Source organism: Azonexus sp. (genome assembly GCF_049652925.1).
Lineage (GTDB): Bacteria > Pseudomonadota > Gammaproteobacteria > Burkholderiales > Rhodocyclaceae > Azonexus.
Genome location: NZ_JBASFI010000025.1, coordinates 28,468 through 44,479, shown reverse-complemented (window position 1 = coordinate 44,479; position 16,012 = coordinate 28,468). Strand labels below are relative to the sequence as shown.

20 protein-coding genes and 1 pseudogene are annotated in these 16,012 nt (G+C 59.4%); 17 read left to right on the top strand and 4 right to left on the bottom strand.

Annotated elements, in window-relative coordinates; all coding sequences use genetic code 11:
- Nucleotides 1-81: 81 nt before the first annotated feature.
- Entirely contained in the window at nucleotides 82-1,467 is a 1,386-nt protein-coding gene (locus WBK19_RS13915) for an ExeA family protein (protein ID WP_511290688.1), read from the bottom strand.
- Complete coding sequence (locus tag WBK19_RS13910; RefSeq protein ID WP_511290686.1) at nucleotides 1,464-2,891, bottom strand: sigma-54-dependent transcriptional regulator; 1,428 nt, start codon at nucleotides 2,889-2,891, stop codon at nucleotides 1,464-1,466. The genes WBK19_RS13915 and WBK19_RS13910 overlap by 4 nt, the downstream gene beginning before the upstream one ends.
- 99 nt (nucleotides 2,892-2,990) lie before the next feature.
- On the opposite strand from WBK19_RS13910, the gene WBK19_RS13905 reads away from it, so the two are divergent.
- The 15 genes and pseudogenes from WBK19_RS13905 (at nucleotide 2,991) to WBK19_RS13835 (ending at nucleotide 13,245) form a co-directional block, all read left to right on the top strand.
- Complete coding sequence (locus WBK19_RS13905) at nucleotides 2,991-3,803, top strand: ABC transporter ATP-binding protein (RefSeq protein ID WP_511290684.1); 813 nt, start codon at nucleotides 2,991-2,993, stop codon at nucleotides 3,801-3,803.
- Nucleotides 3,796-4,587, top strand: a complete 792-nt coding sequence (gene mlaE, locus WBK19_RS13900) for a lipid asymmetry maintenance ABC transporter permease subunit MlaE (RefSeq protein WP_511290682.1) — start codon at nucleotides 3,796-3,798, stop codon at nucleotides 4,585-4,587. The genes WBK19_RS13905 and mlaE overlap by 8 nt, the downstream gene beginning before the upstream one ends.
- Entirely contained in the window at nucleotides 4,587-5,057 is a 471-nt protein-coding gene (mlaD, locus tag WBK19_RS13895) for an outer membrane lipid asymmetry maintenance protein MlaD (protein ID WP_511290680.1), read from the top strand. Before mlaE ends, mlaD begins: the two co-directional genes overlap by 1 nt.
- On the top strand, nucleotides 5,054-5,779 hold the full coding sequence (locus WBK19_RS13890; RefSeq protein ID WP_511290678.1) for an MlaA family lipoprotein: 726 nt from the start codon (nucleotides 5,054-5,056) through the stop codon (nucleotides 5,777-5,779). The genes mlaD and WBK19_RS13890 overlap by 4 nt, the downstream gene beginning before the upstream one ends.
- Before the next feature lie 18 nt (nucleotides 5,780-5,797).
- Complete coding sequence (locus WBK19_RS13885) at nucleotides 5,798-6,409, top strand: MlaC/ttg2D family ABC transporter substrate-binding protein (protein WP_511290676.1); 612 nt, start codon at nucleotides 5,798-5,800, stop codon at nucleotides 6,407-6,409.
- Entirely contained in the window at nucleotides 6,406-6,687 is a 282-nt protein-coding gene (locus tag WBK19_RS13880; protein WP_511290674.1) for an STAS domain-containing protein, read from the top strand. The genes WBK19_RS13885 and WBK19_RS13880 overlap by 4 nt, the downstream gene beginning before the upstream one ends.
- Nucleotides 6,688-6,697: 10 nt before the next feature.
- A pseudogene (locus WBK19_RS13875) lies at nucleotides 6,698-7,384 on the top strand (ABC transporter ATP-binding protein); the annotation flags it as partial.
- Nucleotides 7,385-7,413: 29 nt separating this feature from the next.
- A complete protein-coding gene (locus tag WBK19_RS13870; RefSeq protein ID WP_511290672.1) occupies nucleotides 7,414-8,166 on the top strand; it encodes an ABC transporter permease in 753 nt (250 codons plus the stop codon).
- 2 nt (nucleotides 8,167-8,168) lie between these two features.
- Nucleotides 8,169-8,414, top strand: coding sequence for a BolA family protein (locus tag WBK19_RS13865; RefSeq protein WP_511290670.1), 246 nt, complete (start codon nucleotides 8,169-8,171; stop codon nucleotides 8,412-8,414).
- Nucleotides 8,407-9,660 carry a UDP-N-acetylglucosamine 1-carboxyvinyltransferase gene (gene murA / locus WBK19_RS13860; protein WP_511290668.1) on the top strand — a complete coding sequence of 418 codons (1,254 nt, stop codon included), beginning with the start codon at nucleotides 8,407-8,409 and terminating at the stop codon, nucleotides 9,658-9,660. The genes WBK19_RS13865 and murA overlap by 8 nt, the downstream gene beginning before the upstream one ends.
- Before the next feature lie 222 nt (nucleotides 9,661-9,882).
- On the top strand, nucleotides 9,883-10,089 hold the full coding sequence (locus WBK19_RS13855) for a cold-shock protein (protein WP_011289117.1): 207 nt from the start codon (nucleotides 9,883-9,885) through the stop codon (nucleotides 10,087-10,089).
- Between the two features lie 112 nt (nucleotides 10,090-10,201).
- Nucleotides 10,202-10,846: an ATP phosphoribosyltransferase gene (hisG, locus tag WBK19_RS13850; RefSeq protein WP_511290666.1), complete on the top strand. Its 645-nt coding sequence runs from the start codon at nucleotides 10,202-10,204 to the stop codon at nucleotides 10,844-10,846.
- A 5-nt stretch (nucleotides 10,847-10,851) separates the two neighbouring features.
- Nucleotides 10,852-12,153 (top strand): histidinol dehydrogenase, encoded by a 1,302-nt coding sequence (hisD, locus tag WBK19_RS13845; RefSeq protein WP_511290664.1) that lies wholly within the window; start codon nucleotides 10,852-10,854, stop codon nucleotides 12,151-12,153.
- 67 nt (nucleotides 12,154-12,220) lie between these two features.
- Nucleotides 12,221-12,730: a chromate transporter gene (locus WBK19_RS13840; RefSeq protein WP_511290662.1), complete on the top strand. Its 510-nt coding sequence runs from the start codon at nucleotides 12,221-12,223 to the stop codon at nucleotides 12,728-12,730.
- The gene (locus WBK19_RS13835) at nucleotides 12,727-13,245 is read left to right on the top strand and encodes a chromate transporter (protein ID WP_511290660.1); all 519 of its coding nucleotides are present in this window, start codon (nucleotides 12,727-12,729) and stop codon (nucleotides 13,243-13,245) included. Before WBK19_RS13840 ends, WBK19_RS13835 begins: the two co-directional genes overlap by 4 nt.
- Here the strand turns inward: WBK19_RS13835 and WBK19_RS13830 are convergent.
- Nucleotides 13,242-13,598, bottom strand: a complete 357-nt coding sequence (locus WBK19_RS13830; protein ID WP_511290658.1) for a CZB domain-containing protein — start codon at nucleotides 13,596-13,598, stop codon at nucleotides 13,242-13,244. The two genes, WBK19_RS13835 and WBK19_RS13830, sit on opposite strands and share 4 nt — an antisense overlap.
- 13 nt (nucleotides 13,599-13,611) lie before the next feature.
- Nucleotides 13,612-14,703 carry a histidinol-phosphate transaminase gene (gene hisC / locus WBK19_RS13825; RefSeq protein WP_511290656.1) on the bottom strand — a complete coding sequence of 364 codons (1,092 nt, stop codon included), beginning with the start codon at nucleotides 14,701-14,703 and terminating at the stop codon, nucleotides 13,612-13,614.
- A 79-nt stretch (nucleotides 14,704-14,782) separates the two neighbouring features.
- Here hisC and hisB point away from each other — a divergent pair, with 79 nt between their 5' ends.
- Entirely contained in the window at nucleotides 14,783-15,370 is a 588-nt protein-coding gene (gene hisB, locus WBK19_RS13820; protein WP_511290654.1) for an imidazoleglycerol-phosphate dehydratase HisB, read from the top strand.
- On the top strand, nucleotides 15,367-16,011 hold the full coding sequence (hisH, locus tag WBK19_RS13815; RefSeq protein ID WP_511290652.1) for an imidazole glycerol phosphate synthase subunit HisH: 645 nt from the start codon (nucleotides 15,367-15,369) through the stop codon (nucleotides 16,009-16,011). Before hisB ends, hisH begins: the two co-directional genes overlap by 4 nt.
- The last annotated feature ends 1 nt before the right edge of the window (nucleotide 16,012 follow it).

Sequence of the window (16,012 nt, the reverse complement as noted above, 5' to 3'; positions counted from 1 at the left end):
GGTGGTCACGGGTCACGATATATCGCTATGATGCTAGCACGTAAATTGGCGTGGTAACACGGGGTGGCGCATGCTGATCGGTTAACGTAATTTGCTGACCTGTCTTGGAAATGGCTGCGCTGCCTTGATCGACTCCGGCAGGCTCTGCATGGCTGCAACAGCTTCTTCGCGGCTCTCGTAATCGCCAAAAATCACGCCGACACGATCTCTCCCCGATAGGCTGGAGCGGTAGGCCCGAATTTGTGATGGGTCAAGCACGGTATTTGCCCGGGCGAGGAAGCCCTCGATCTGGCCCGTTTGGGTGGCGTCTGTGGCCAGCAATTGAATAAAGTAATGATTGTTGGGGGCATCCTCAATCCACTGGTCGTATTGCCCAAAATGCTGGCGGGTCAGGGGGGCAAAGCGGATTTTGTCGAAGCTGGCAGGCTGGACTTGTGTTTCGGAGCGTAATGGCCCTGGCTGCAGGCGCTTGCCAGACTGGGCTGTCTGGCTAGCTTGCGGGGCCTCGCCGGATGCCTGTGCGCTGCTGGGCGGAGGCTCCCGGAAGGCGCTGGGCGGCGTACCAATGAAGAGGGCTGCGAGCAGGGCGACGACGCTGGCGCCAGCAGCCCCCCAAAGCAGCGGCTTCGGGTTGAAGGGTGCTTTGGGTTTCAGCGGTGAAAATCGCGCATCGTGTGCCGCAAGCTTGATCTCGTTGCTGCCAACTTGATGGGCGCCGCTCGAATAGGCCGCAAGCAGGGCCTTGTCGGCGAGAATATTGATGCGTCGCGACAGGCCTTCGGAAACCTTGGCAATCATCGCCACTGCTTCGGCCGTGAATGGGTTGGGGCCGTGATAGCCGGCTGCGCGCAGGCGAAACTCGATGTAGGCAGCAACATCGTCCTGCTTGAGCGGCGCCAGGTTGAAGTGCTGGGTGATGCGCTCGCGCAGCTGGCGCATGTCAGTAGCGGCGAGGCGCTCGTCCAGTTCGGGCTGGGCGAAGAGCGCGATCTGCAGGAGTTTCGCGGCTTTTGACTCGAGGTTGGAAAGCAGCCGGATTTCTTCGAGCGACTCGGCGGGCATCGCGTGCGCTTCGTCGATCAGCAATACCACGCGCTTGCCCTCTGCGTAGCGCGCGATGAGTGCATCCTGCAAGGCGCGGGTCAGCGAGTGCGTGGCCTTGCCGTCGGTCGGGATGCCGAGCTCATCGGCGATGGCGCCGAGGATTTCCTGCCGGGAGAGCGACGGATTTGCCAGGTAGAGCGTTTCGACCTTCTCGGGCAGGCGCTCGAGCAGCATCCGGCAGAGCATGGTCTTGCCGCTGCCGACTTCGCCGGTGACCTTGACGATGCCTTCGTCCTGGGTGATGGCATAGATCAGGGCGTCGAGCGTTGGCCCGCGGTTGGCGCCGGTAAAGAAAAAGTCGGTGTGCGGCGTAATACGAAACGGTGGCTCGCGCAGGCCGAAATGGTCGAGATAAAGGCTCATCGGCGGGTCCAGCTTTCCATGCGATTGTAGAGTGTCGTGCGGTTGATGCCGAGGCGGCGGGCGGCTTCGCTCATGTTGCCGGCGCTCAGTTCGATGGCCGCCTCGATGTAGCCGCGTTGCCAGAGTTCGAGTGTGGCATCTAGGTTGAGCGGCGACGCTTTTTCGAGGTGTCGACGCGCCGCCTGCTTGACCTCTTCGAGGTCGCCGGCAATAAGCATGGCCGTGGCCGTCGCGGGCTCAGGGGCGTCGAAATGATCGAACTCGGCGCGTAACTGCTCGGCGGTGACAGTTTGTCCCGGGTAGCGAGCACTAAGCCGAATGGCGATGTTGCGCAGCTCGCGGACATTGCCCGGAAAACCGTAGTCCAGCCAGAGGGACTGGGCCGGCGCAGCAAGCCTAAAGGGTTCGGTGCGAACGCTGGCGGCACAGCTCTTGCGAAAATGCTCAAGCAACAGCAGCCTGTCCAGTCCTGTTTCTCGCAGCGGCGGAACTGTTACGGTGAACACGGAAAGACGGTGAAAAAGGTCAGCCCGAAATCTTCCTGCACGCATTTCCTGGCGCAGGTCGCGATTGGTCGCGGCAACGATGCGTGCCGTGGAAATCCGGGACTGTGTTTCGCCGACGCGCTGGTATTCGCCGTTTTCGAGTACGCGCAGCAGTTTGGGTTGCAGGTCGAGTGGCAGTTCGCCGATTTCGTCGAGGAAGAGCGTTCCGCTGTCGGCGTCTTCGAAATAGCCGGACTTGGCGCTGACAGCGCCGGTAAAGGCGCCCTTGGCGTAGCCAAAAAGTGTTGGCTCAAGCAGCGTCGGTGATATGGCTGCGCAGTTCAGGGCAAGAAAGGGCTTGTCCTGGCGGTCGGTCAGGCGGTGCAGGTAGTGACTGGCGACAATGTCCTTGCCGCTGCCTGACTCGCCTTCGATTAGTACGGGGTAAGCGAGATTGGCGTATTGGCCGAGTTGCAGGCGGAGGCGCTGCATGGGCAGGCTTTCACCGATCAGTCCGCCGGCATGGGTGGTCTGGGATTCGTTGCCAAAACGCAGGGCCTGCCGGAATAGTTCGGTCAGGCGACTGGGGTCGCATGGCTTGGCCACAAAGTCGACCGCGCCCAGCGTGCGCGCATGGCGGGCATTGCCTTCGTCGCTCTGGCCTGAAAGGACGATGATTTTCATATCTGGCGACAGGGCCAGCAGGTCACCAATCAGGGCAAACCCCTCGTCGGGACGGTGCGGGAACGGGGGGAGGCCAAGATCGACCAAGGCAAGCTGAGGCGGTTGCCTGAGTTGCCGGAGCAAGGTCAGGGCATGCGCTCGGGATTGGCTGGTGAGAACGTCATATTCCTGCGCAAAGGCGAAACTGAGCGATTCGCTGATGAGCGAATCATCGTCGACGATCAACAAGAGTGGCTTGGCTGATGGCAAGAGCACAACATTCCATATGAAATTTGTTCGATTATAGCCTTGTCGTTTCCCGGCGACGGTGGGGCTTTCTGCTAAAATCGGCCGACTTTTTCCAAGGAATATGCTTTGTCCGACGACATCCTTGTCGATATCGAAGAACTCCAATTTGCCTACGATGGTCAGCCGGTCCTGCAGGGAATCAACATGAAGATTCCGCGCGGTAAAGTCGTGGCCATCATGGGGGGGTCCGGTTGTGGCAAAACGACGCTGCTACGTTGCATCGGCGGCCAGTTGCGGCCGACCGGCGGGCGCGTTCGCCTGGAAAAGCATCAGGTGTGCGGAATGTCGGAAGCGGATCTATATCGCTTGCGCCGGCGGATGGGCATGCTTTTTCAGTTTGGTGCCTTGTTTACCGACATGACCGTATTCGAGAATGTCGCTTTCCCGATGCGCGAGCACACTGATATGTCGGATGAAATGATCCGTGACCTGGTGCTGATGAAACTTGAGGCGGTCGGTTTGCGCGGTGCGCACAAATTGATGCCAGGAGCGTTGTCCGGCGGCATGGCCCGGCGGGTAGCGCTGGCCCGTGCCTTGGCGCTTGACCCGATGCTGGTGATGTACGACGAGCCATTTACCGGGCTCGACCCGATTGCGCTGGGCGTCATCGGTCAGTTGATCCGCAGGTTGAACGATGCGCTGGGGGCAACCTCAATCATGGTGACCCACGATATTCAGGAGTCACTGTTGATCGTCGACTACATCTACTTCATGAATGGCGGGCGAGTGGTTGCCGAGGGTACCCCAGACGAGATTCGTGCTTCGACCGACCCGTTCGTTCATCAATTCGTTCATGCTGCGCCGGACGGCCCGGTTCATTTTGATTATCCGGCCCCGTCGGTGCGGGACGAGTTTCTGAGTTTGGCTGCGCATGTTTGATCCTGTTTCCGTTATTCGAAAGCTTGGCCACTCTTCGGTTGACCGCATTTGGCGACTCGGCTTCGCGGCGCGATTCCTGTGGGCTGTGCTTATGCATTCGGGATCTTCTTTCCGTCGCCTGCCGCTGACTTTGCGCGAAATATATTTCAGCGGTGTGCTGTCGCTGTTGATCATCATGGTTTCAGGGCTGTTTGTCGGCCTGGTGCTCGGTCTTCAAGGGTATGAAATCCTGCAGCGTTTCGGCTCTACGGAAGCGCTGGGAACGCTGGTTGCCCTGTCGCTGACCCGTGAACTGGGTCCGGTTCTGGCAGCCATCTTCTTCGCTTCACGGGCTGGATCGTCGGTGACTGCAGAAATTGGCCTGATGAAGGCAACGGAGCAACTCAAGGCGATGGACATGATGGCCGTCAATCCGATAGCCCGCGTTGTGGCGCCGCGTTTCTGGGGCGGCGTTATCTCGATGCCGCTGCTGGCCGCCATTTTTTCGGCCATGGGTGTCCTTGGCGGATGGTTGATTGGCGTCGTTGTCATCGGTGTCGATGACGGCTCCTACTGGTCACAGATGCAGGCCAGCGTCGATTTTCGTTATGACATCTGGAATGGTGTGGTGAAAAGTTTTGTCTTCGGGATCGCCGTTTCCTTGATAGCCGTTTTTGAAGGTTATGACTCGGTCCCGACGGCCGAGGGCGTTTCGCGCGCCATTACGCGTACCGTGGTGACTTCAGTGCTGACCGTTCTGGCGCTGGATTTTGTCCTAACCTCGTTCATGTTCCGGGGAGCCTGATGAATCGTACTGTTCTCGACCTGTGGGTCGGTTTTTTTGTGGCACTCGGCCTGGCTGCCCTGCTTTTTCTGTCGCTCCAGGTGGGGAACCTGTCGTCATCACATTTGTCAGAATCATACGTTTTGAAGGCCAAGTTTGATAATATTGGCGGCCTGAAGGTGCGTGGTCCGGTAAAAAGTGCCGGGGTGGTGGTTGGGCGGATTGTCGATATCCAGTTTGATTCAACGACCTACGAAGCGGTGGTCAGCATGACAATTGACGGGCGCTACCACTTCCCGAAAGACACCTTCGCGTCGATCAATACGGCGGGTCTGCTTGGCGAACAGTACGTCGGGTTTGATGCGGGTGGCGACGAAAAGATGTTGGCGGCCGGTGATACGATTGCCAAGACGCAGTCAGCAGTAGTGCTCGAAAAATTGATCAGCCAGTTTCTATTCAGCAAGGCAGCGGACGGACAGGACAAGAAATGATGGACTATTTTTACGCATCGGGAATTCGTGGGGCGCTCCGCTTGGCCCTTGGGGCTCTCGTCGTCACGTTGACTTGTTCCGGTGCGCAGGCCGAAGAAAATCCGCGTGACCCCTACGAGGCATTCAATCGCCCGATGTTCGCGGTTAATGAGGTCATCGACAAATATGCTGCCAAGCCGGTTGCTCAGGCTTATGACAATGTCGTCCCGTTGCCGGTCAAGGCCAGTGTTGGCAATTTTTTCGGCAATGCCGGCGATCTGTGGGGCGGCGTCAATAGTGCCCTGCAGGGGAAGTTTGGCGACGCGGGTATTGACCTGGGGCGCCTGCTGATCAATTCGACGGTCGGCATTTTCGGCATGTTCGATGTCGCCAGCGAATTGGGTCTTGATCGGCATGATGAGGATTTTGGTCAGACCTTGGCGGTCTGGGGCGTGGACGGTGGCGGTTACCTGTTCTGGCCGATAATTGGCCCGCGCAACGTGCGGGATACGGTCGGTTTTGCCGTTGGTACCTATGCCGATCCCGTGATGTATGTGCGGCCGGTGTCGGTGCGCAACAGCATGGCAGCGTTGCGTTTTGTCGACGTTCGCGCCAGTTTGCTGCCTTCCGACAAGGTCGTCGAAGAAGCCGCTCTGGATAAATATGCTTATATTCGCGACGCTTATTTGCAGCGCCGCCGCAACCAGATTTTTGACGGTCGCCCGCCGCGGCTAGATGACTAATTACTCGCCTAAGAAATAATGAAAAAGCTATTTGCCCTGTTTTTTGCCGGATTTGTTGTCAGCGCTGCATATGCACAGGAGGCGCCCGATGCGCTGGTTCAGCGTGTCACCGATGATGTGCTGGAAATCATTCGCAAGGACAAGGATATTCAGAACGGCGATACGCACAAGGTCATCGAGCTGGTCGACAAGAAGGTGCTGCCGCACTTCAACTTCTCTCACATGACGGCGCTGGCGCTAGGCAAGGAATGGCGCAAGGCCAGTCCGCAGCAGCAGCAGCAGTTGACTGCCGAATTCAAGACCCTGCTCGTCCGGACTTACGCCAATGCCTTGACTGGTTACAAAAATCAGAAAGTCGTCTATAAACCGATCAAGATGGTGCCGACAGATGTCGACGTGTTGGTCAGGACCGAGGTACTGCAGCCGGGCAACAAGCCAGTGCAGCTTGATTACAGCCTGGAGAAACAGGAGTCGGGCTGGAAGGTTTACGATGTGGTGGTGGCCGGCATCAGCCTAGTGACCAACTATCGTGATCAGTTTGCTCAGGAAGTACGCAACGGGGGCATTGATGGCCTGATCGCTTCTGTGGCGGCCAAGAACAAGTCTCTGGAAGCAAATTCCAAGAAATGATCGAACGTGAAGCGGGGCGCCTTGTTATCAAGGCGCCACTGGTTATGACCAATGCGCGCGGCCTGCTCGAAGCAGGTCGTTCTGCTTTGCAGCCAGGTGAGCAGGTCTTTGATTTTTCCGAAGTGACCGAGGCCGACTCGTCGGCGCTCGCGGTGATGCTCGGCTGGTTGCGCGCGGCCAGTGTTGCACGGTCGACCGTAAAATTTACCAATATTCCAAATGGCGTTGTTTCGCTGGCCGAGCTGTATGGCGTGACCGACCTCTTGCCTCTCGCCTGAGTGGCTTGTCATGATTCCTGCCGTTTCCATCGTTGACGTCGTCAAACATTATGGCTCCCTGCAAGCGCTGGCCGGGGTATCGCTCGATATCGAGCAGGGCGAGTTCTTCGGCTTGCTCGGGCCGAACGGTGCCGGCAAAACAACGCTGATTTCCTCGCTGGCCGGTTTGATCCGTCCGGATTCAGGAACCATCAAGGTGATGGGCCACGACGTTATCGGCGATTTTCGCGAGGCGCGCCGCTTGCTAGGCGTCGTTCCCCAAGAGCTGGTTTTCGACCCCTTCTTCAATGTCCGCGAAACGCTGCGTATCCAGTCCGGCTATTTCGGCATCCGCAAGAACGACGACTGGATCGACGAAATCCTGGAAAAGCTGGATCTGACCAGCAAGGCCAACGTCAATATGCGCCGCTTGTCGGGCGGCATGAAACGGCGCGTGCTGGTGGCACAGGCCTTGGTGCACAAGCCGCCGGTCATCGTTCTCGATGAGCCGACTGCCGGTGTCGATGTTGAGTTGCGCCAGGGGCTTTGGCAGTTCATTCGCCGCCTGAACGGCGAAGGCCATACGATTATTCTGACCACACATTACCTTGAAGAGGCCGAAGCGCTGTGTAACCGCATCGCGCTCATGAAACAGGGGCGGGTTATTGCGCTGGACACCACGGCCAACCTCATGGCGGCGTATCCCGGCGCCTCGCTGGAAGAGGTTTTTGTGCGGACGATGCAGCAATGATCGGTTTCCTGACCCTGTTCGAAAAAGAGTTCTTGCGCTTCTGGAAAGTCAGTTTTCAGACGGTAGCCGCGCCGGTGCTGACGGCCCTGCTCTATTTGCTGATTTTCGGCCATGTGCTCGATGAGCATGTTCAGGTTCATGGTGTGCGTTACATCAGCTTCCTGGTGCCTGGCTTGGTCATGATGCAGGTGCTGCAGAATGCCTTTGCCAATTCGTCATCGAGTCTGATCCAGGCCAAGATTACCGGCTCGATCGTTTTTGTTTTATTGCCGCCGATTCCGTACGGCGCCTTCTTTGCGGCCTACGTGCTGGCCGCGGTGGCGCGTGGTTTGCTGGTCGGCATCGGCGTCTTGCTGGCGACTGTATGGTTTGCCGAACTGAAGGTCGTTGCGCCGTGGTGGACGCTGGTTTTCGCGCTGTTTGGTGGCGGCTTGTTTGCGGCGCTGGGCATGATTGCCGGCATCTGGTCCGAGAAATTCGACCAGTTGGCCGCCTTCCAGAATTTTCTGATCATGCCGCTGACCATGTTGTCCGGCGTTTTCTACTCGATTTACACACTGCCCACATTCTGGCAGGGGCTGTCGCATTACAATCCCGTTTTTTACATGATTGACGGCTTTCGTTATGGCTTTTTCGGCGTCTCGGACGTGGCACCGGAAATCAGTCTGGCGGTCGTCGTTGCCTGCTTCGCAGCCGTGTCTATGCTGACATTGCGCCTATTGAAGCTGGGCTGGAAGCTAAGAGGCTGAACATGATGCACCCTGAACAAATCAAACAACTGATACTCGCCGGCATGGCCTGCGAACACCTCGAACTCGATGGTGACGGCCAGCATTTCATGGCGACCGTGGTGAGCAACGAGTTTGCCGGCAGGAGCCGCGTGCAGCGCCAGCAGCATGTGAACAAAATACTGAAGGAAAAGTTCGACTCAGGCGAGTTGCATGCTCTTTCCTTCAAAACATTGACCCCGGAAGAATGGAGCGCCCAGCGTGGATAAGTTGTTGATTGAAGGAGGCAGGGTTCTCTCAGGTGAAGTGGCCATGTCCGGCGCCAAGAACGCCGCGTTGCCGATTCTCTGCGCCTCGCTGCTGACCTCCGACCCGTTGCATCTGACCAACGTACCGCACCTCAACGACATCTCGACGATGCTGCGCCTGCTCGGCGATATGGGCGTCGGCGTAACGATGGATGGCATTGATGGCATGGAGCTCAACGGTGGCGGCCTGACCAATGCGGTTGCCTCGTACGAAATGGTCAAGACCATGCGCGCCTCGATTCTCGTCCTTGGCCCGCTGGTGGCGCGCTGCGGCGAGGCTCGTGTTTCCTTGCCCGGTGGATGCGCCATCGGTGCCCGGCCGGTTGATCAGCACATCAAGGGCCTGCAGGCCATGGGCGCCGAGGTCAAGGTCGAGCAGGGTTACGTGCATGCCAAGGCGACCCGCTTGAAGGGCGCCCGCATCTGTACCGACATGGTTACCGTGACCGGCACCGAAAACCTCATGATGGCGGCCTGTCTGGCCGAAGGCGAGACGATCATCGAGAATGCCGCACGTGAGCCGGAAGTGGTCGATCTGGCCAACTGTCTGGTGTCGATGGGCGCCCGTATTTCCGGCGCCGGCACCGACGTCATTCGCATTCAAGGCGTCGAAAAATTGCACGGTGCGACGCATGCCATCATGCCGGACCGTATTGAAACCGGTACCTACCTGTGCGCAGCTGCCGCCACCGGCGGCGATATCCGCCTGCTCAAGACCTCCGCCGCCTATCTCGATACGGTCGTCGACAAGCTTATGGATGCCGGTTGTGAGATTACAGTAGAGCGCGACGCGATTCGTCTCGTTGCGCCCAAGCGCCTCAAGGCGGTGAGCCTGCGTACAGCGCCGTACCCAGCTTTTCCCACCGACATGCAGGCGCAGTTCATGGCCATCAACTGCATTGCTGACGGCGTCGCGACGATACGCGAAACCATTTTCGAAAACCGCTTCATGCACGTGAACGAACTGATGCGCCTCGGTGCCAACATCCAGATCGAAGGCAACAATGCCATCGTCCGCGGCGTTGATCATCTAGAGGGCGCTACCGTCATGGCTACCGACCTGCGTGCCTCGGCATCGCTGGTCATTGCCGGCCTTGTCGCCCAGGGCGAGACAGTGATCGACCGGATTTACCATCTAGATCGCGGCTATGAACGTATCGAAGAGAAGCTCGCCAAGCTCGGTGCTTCGGTCCGGCGTGTTCGTTAACGGAGCGTCGGTGCATCGTTGAAATTTGCAACTTTCTGCGCTTGGCTGCAGAAAGTTGCAAAAAAAGCTTGGCGTATTCCAAATGCTGGCCCATACTCCGAGCCTCGGGATTTCCAGGCAGTGTTTTGTTCCTGCGCCGTACCACGGTTTGTCAGCTCTCCTCGGTCTTGGTTCTCGTGTTTTGTGGCGCAAGCCCGTATTTTTATTTTAGGAAGCTATCAAATGGCAAACGGTACCGTTAAGTGGTTCAACGACTCCAAAGGTTTTGGTTTTATCTCCCCGTCCGAAGGTGGTGAAGACCTCTTCGCTCACTTCTCTGCAATTCAAGGCAACGGTTTCAAGACCCTGGCCGAAAACCAGAAAGTGACGTTCGACGTCGTGAATGGCCCGAAGGGCAAGCAGGCTGCAAACATCCGCCCGGCTGAATAAGTCCGCGGAGTCGCCTGACTCAAAGAAAGCCCGGCTTGCCGGGCTTTTTGCTTTTGTGGCCGGTCGTTTTGCGGCTTTGCGGTAAAATCATTCTTTTGCCACGAGAAAAACCGTGACCGGCATCACCATTGCACTCTCCAAGGGCCGTATTTTTGACGAAACCCTGCCGCTACTCGCTGCCGCTGGCATCGTGCCGAGCGAAAATCCCGAAACCTCCCGCAAGCTGATTATCGAGACGAACAATCCGGATGTGCGCGTCGTCATTGTTCGCGCCTCCGATGTGCCGACATATGTCCAGTATGGCGCCGCTGATCTGGGTGTGACCGGCAAGGATGTGCTGATCGAGCATGGCGGAGAAGGCCTCTACGCGCCGATTGATCTGAAGATTGCCAAGTGCCGGATGATGGTCGCCGTGCCGGAAGGTTTTGATTACGCCCATGCTGTGCGCCAGGGTAATCGTCTGAAAGTGGCGAGCAAATACACCAAGATCGCGCGCGAACATTTCGCCAGCAAGGGTGTCCATATCGACCTGATCAAGCTTTACGGTTCGATGGAGTTGGCGCCGCTCGCTGGTTTGGCTGATGCCATCGTCGATCTGGTGTCGACCGGAGGTACGCTGAAGGCCAACAAGCTGGTCGCGGTGGAACATATCGTGGATATTTCGAGCCGGCTGGTGGTCAACCAGGCCTCGCTCAAGGTCAAGCGCGACACCCTGCAACCGATCATCGACGCCTTTGCCCGGGCGGTGGAGAAATAAAACTTATGGTCGCGATCAAATGTCTTTCCACGGTCGACGCCGATTTCAAGGCAAAAATGGATGCGCTGCTGGCTTTCGAGGCGGCGCAGGATGAGGGTATCGAACGCACCGTTATCGGCATTCTGGCCGATGTGAAGGCACGCGGCGATGCGGCCGTCGTCGAGTACAGCAACAAGTTCGACCGACTGACGGTCGGTGGCATGGCTGATCTGGAACTGTCGAAGGCCGAGATGCAGAAGGCGCTCGACAGCTTGCCGGCCGAACAGCGCCAGGCGCTGGAAGCGGCGGCACAGCGCGTTCGCGTTTATCACGAGAAGCAGCGGCTGGAAGGCTGGTCCTACACCGAAGCCGACGGCACGATGCTGGGCCAGATGATCACGCCGCTCGATCGCGTCGGCCTCTACGTGCCGGGCGGCAAGGCGGCTTATCCGTCGTCTGTGCTCATGAACGCGATTCCGGCAAAGGTGGCTGGCGTCAAGGAACTGATCATGGTCGTCCCGACGCCGGGCGGTGAGCGCAACCAGTTGGTGCTGGCGGCGGCCTGTCTGGCCGGCGTTGACCGCGTGTTCACCATCGGTGGCGCCCAGGCGGTTGGTGCGCTGGCTTATGGCACGGCGAGTATTCCGCAGGTGGACAAGATCGTCGGCCCCGGTAACGCGTATGTTGCCTGCGCCAAGCGCAGGGTGTTCGGCATCGTTGGCATCGACATGATTGCCGGCCCGTCGGAAATCCTCGTCGTGGCGGATGGCTCCGGCAATCCGGACTGGGTGGCGATGGACCTGTTCTCGCAGGCCGAGCATGACGAACTGGCGCAGTCGATCCTGATCTGTACCGATGCTGGTTATATCGAACAGGTTCAGGCGAGCATCGAAAAGTTGCTGCCGACCATGCCGCGCCGTGAAGTGATCGAAACCTCGCTGACCAATCGCGGCGCCTTCATTTTGGTCCGTGATCTCGAAGAAGCCGTGGCCATCGCCAACCGCGTCGCGCCGGAGCACCTTGAGCTGTCGCTGGCCGATCCCGATCCGTGGGTCAGCAAGATCCACCACGCAGGCGCCATCTTCATCGGTCATTACACCTCGGAGTCGCTGGGCGACTACTGTGCCGGCCCGAACCACGTGTTGCCGACTTCCGGCAGCGCGCGTTTTTCGTCGCCGCTTGGCGTCTATGACTTCCAGAAACGGACCAGCCTGATCAAGGTGTCGAAGGCCGGTGCCCAGACGCTGGGGCGTATCGCCTCGACGCTGGCGCACGGTGAAGGCTTGCCGGCGCACGCCAGGTCGGCTGAATTCCGACTTCAAAATTGAGTGAAATTTCCGGTTGACCGTGGAAGCATCAAAAACCCAAAACCGCCCGGACCTCCGGGCGCTTTTTTTGGGTTTTTCTTCCGTCGGGCTGTCCGGTTTCGGTGGCGTCCTGCCTTTCGCCCGGCGCATGCTGGTCGAAGAGCGGCGCTGGATGACGGCTGAGGAGTTCAATGCCCAGCTCGGCCTCTGCCAGTTCCTGCCCGGGCCGAATGTGGTCAATCTGGCGGTCGTCGTCGGCAAACGCTATTGCGGTCTGGCAGGCGCCGTTGTCGCGGCGGTTGGTTTGCTCGCCGGGCCGTTCGCCATCGTTCTCCTGCTGGCCATGCTCTATGACCGCTACGGCAGCTTGCCGCTGGCCCAGTCCATGTTGCGTGGTATTGCCGCCGTCGGTTGCGGCCTGCTTTTTGCCATGGCCTGGCGGATGGGGGCGGCGATCAAGGACAAGCCGTTTTTCCTGCCCTTCACGGCGCTGACCGTCGTCGCCATCGCCGGGCTGCGCTGGCCGATGCCCATTGTCATGGTCGCCGGGATGGTCCTGTCCGGCGGTGTCGCGTACTGGCGGCTGGGGCGCAAATGATCGTCGTCGACCTCTTCCTCGAATTCGCGCTGCTATCTTTCGTCGCCTTTGGCGGCGCGACGGCGCTACTGCCGGAAATGCATCGCGTCGTCGTCGAAAATCATCACTGGCTGGACGACCAGACCTTCACGCATTTGTACGCCATCGCCCAGGCTGCGCCCGGGCCGAACGTGCTGGTCGTGACGCTGATCGGCTGGGAAATCGGCGGCCTGCTCGGGGCGCTGGCATCGACTGTGGCCATGTGCCTGCCAATGAGCGTGCTGATCTATCTGCTGATTGATCGCTGGGAAAGCTTCGCCGGCAAGCGCTGGCAAAAGGCGGTCAGCATTGGCGTAGCGCCGCTGGCGGTTGGCCTGATCTTTTCCGGGGCAACGCTGATTGCGCAGGCGGCGGCTTTTGGCTGGGCGACGTGGTTGCTGGTAGCGGCGACTGTGGTGGCCAACCTGCGGACCAAGCTGCATCCGCTGTGGTTCATCGGCGTTGGCGCCGGGCTCGGCTTGCTTGATCTGGTCTAGCTTCGCTTGTCGCGCTGCAGGGCGCGCAGCTCATCGAACAGGTTGGCCAGGCGATGCGATGCGTCGGACAGTTCTGGGAGCATGAGGTCGGCGTCTTCCGCCATGCCGTTGCTGCTTAATTCCTGAATTTCACTGGCTAGCGCGTGGAAGCTCGTGTGCGCCTTGATCAGCGCCTGGAATTGCGGCAATGCCCGCGACGCATCGTCGGCAGCGGCAATGGCATAGCCGAACATGCAGCCCTGATGGTCGGAGAGCGGCATGTCGGCGTAGCTGCCGCGGGCGAAGGCGTTCATGAATTGCCGGCGCCAGGTGTTGTGCAGGCGAATGGCTTCGTCGAAATCGATACCTTGCATCGGGTCTTCCTTCCTAAACCAGGATGCCTTGCAGCGTTTGCGTCAGCGCCTGACATTCGGCGTCGGTGCCGACCGTGATGCGCAGGAACTGGTCGATGCGCGGTAGCTTGAAGTGCCGGACAATGATGTTCTTGTCGCGCAGGGCCTTGGCCAGTTCGGCCGCGTCGCGTTGCGGATGGCGGGCGAAGATGAAGTTGGCGGCCGAGGGCAGCACTTCGAAGCCGAGGTTGCGGAGCTCAGCAGTCAGCGTGTCGCGGGTGGCGATGACGGCGCGGCAGCATTGCTCGAAATATGCCTCGTCTTCCATGGCGGCGACGGCGCCGACGATGGCCAGGCGATCCAGCGGATAGGAGTTGAAGCTGTTCTTGACCCGCTCCAGCGCCTCGATAAGTGCCGGATGGCCAACGGCGAAGCCGACGCGCAGGCCGGCCAGCGAACGCGATTTGGACAGTGTGTGGACGACGAGCAGGTTGTCGTAGCGCTCGACCAGCGGAATGGCCGTCTCTCCGCCGAAGTCGACGTAGGCTTCATCGACGACCACGACGACATCCGGATTGGCCTTGAGAATCTGCTCGATGGCGGCCAGCCCCAGCAGGCGGCCGGTCGGCGCATTCGGATTCGGGAAGATGATCCCGCCGATTTCATTTTTGGCTGATTTTTCCGGTTGACCGTGGAAGTCGCTCGGATTGATCGAAAAGTCGTCAGCCAGCGGCACCGTCCGGTAATCGATGCCGTAAAGCCCGCAATAAACCGGGTAGAAGCTGTAGGTGATGTCCGGAAACAGAATTGGCGCCTCATGCTTGAGCAGGGCCATGAAAACGTGGGCCAGCACTTCGTCCGAGCCATTGCCGATGAAGACCTGCTGCGGCGTTACGGCGTGCCGCTTGGCGATGGCCGCCTTGAGCAGATCGGCATTCGGGTCCGGGTAAAGGCGCAGGCGAGCCGCGTCGTCGCCAAGCTCGGCCTGGATCGCCGCCAGCACCTTGGGCGAGGGCGGGAACGGGTTCTCGTTGGTGTTGAGCTTGATCAGCTTGGCGATCTTGGGCTGCTCGCCCGGGACGTAGGGGGTTAGGTCGCGGACGACCTGGCTCCAGAAGCGACTCATGGGGTTTTCACGGAAGGCGTAAAAGTAGGCTGAAATGGTATCATGGCCCTCCGATAAAAGCCTTTTGCAGCCTTCAACCATGCGGCAAGCCGAAATTACTCGCAATACGCTGGAGACGCAGATCACCGTGCGTCTCAACCTCGATGGCACCGGCCAGGGCAAATTTGCCACCGGCGTACCTTTTCTTGACCACATGCTCGACCAGATCGCCCGCCACGGCCTGATCGACCTCGATATCGAGGCGGTAGGCGATCTGCATATCGACGCCCACCACACTGTCGAAGACATCGGCATCACCTTCGGTCAGGCGCTGGCCAAGGCCTGGGGCGACAAGAAGGGTCTGACCCGTTACGGCCACAGCTACGTGCCGCTCGACGAGGCGCTGTCGCGTGTCGTTATCGACCTTTCCGGGCGTCCGGGGCTGGAGCTCAATGTCGAGTTTTCGCGTGCCGTCATCGGATCATTCGATGTCGACCTGGTCAGCGAATTCTTCCACGGCCTGGTCAATCACGCCGGCGTCACGCTGCACATTGACAACCTGCGTGGCAAGAACGCCCACCATCAGGCCGAAACCATCTTCAAGGCCTTCGGCCGCGCCCTGCGCATGGCGGTGACGCCGGATCCGCGCATGGCCGGCGCCATGCCGTCGACGAAGGGCTCGTTGTGAGAGCAGGTCCAACCATTGCCGTCATCGACTACGGCATGGGCAATCTGCGTTCGGTGTCGAAGGCGCTGGAGCATGTCGCCGGCGGCAAGACGGTCGTCGTCACGGCTGATCCGGCTGTCGTTGCCGCAGCTGAGCGCGTCGTCTTCCCCGGTCAGGGCGCCATGCCCGACTGCATGAATGAGCTCGACGCGCGTGGCCTGCGTGCGGCGGTGCTGGCGGCCGCCAAAGACAAACCTTTCCTCGGCATCTGTGTCGGTGAGCAAATGCTCTTCGAGCACAGCGACGAAGGCGATGTGCCGGCCCTCGGCGTTTTTCCCGGCAACGTCAAACGCTTCCCGGATGAAAAGATGTATCTGCCGACTGGCGAGCGCCTGAAAGTGCCGCACATGGGCTGGAACGAGGTGCGCCAGAAGCCGCACGCGCTGTGGAATGACATCGCGGACGGCTCACGCTTCTATTTTGTGCACAGCTACTTTGTCGAACCGGCCGATCCGGCACTGGTGACGGGGCGTTGCGAATATGGCGTCCCCTTTACCTGCGCGGTGGGGCGGGATAATATCTTCGCGGTTCAGTTCCACCCCGAGAAAAGTGCTCGTGACGGCCTGCAACTCCTGAAAAACTTCGTCGAGTGGCACCCCTGAT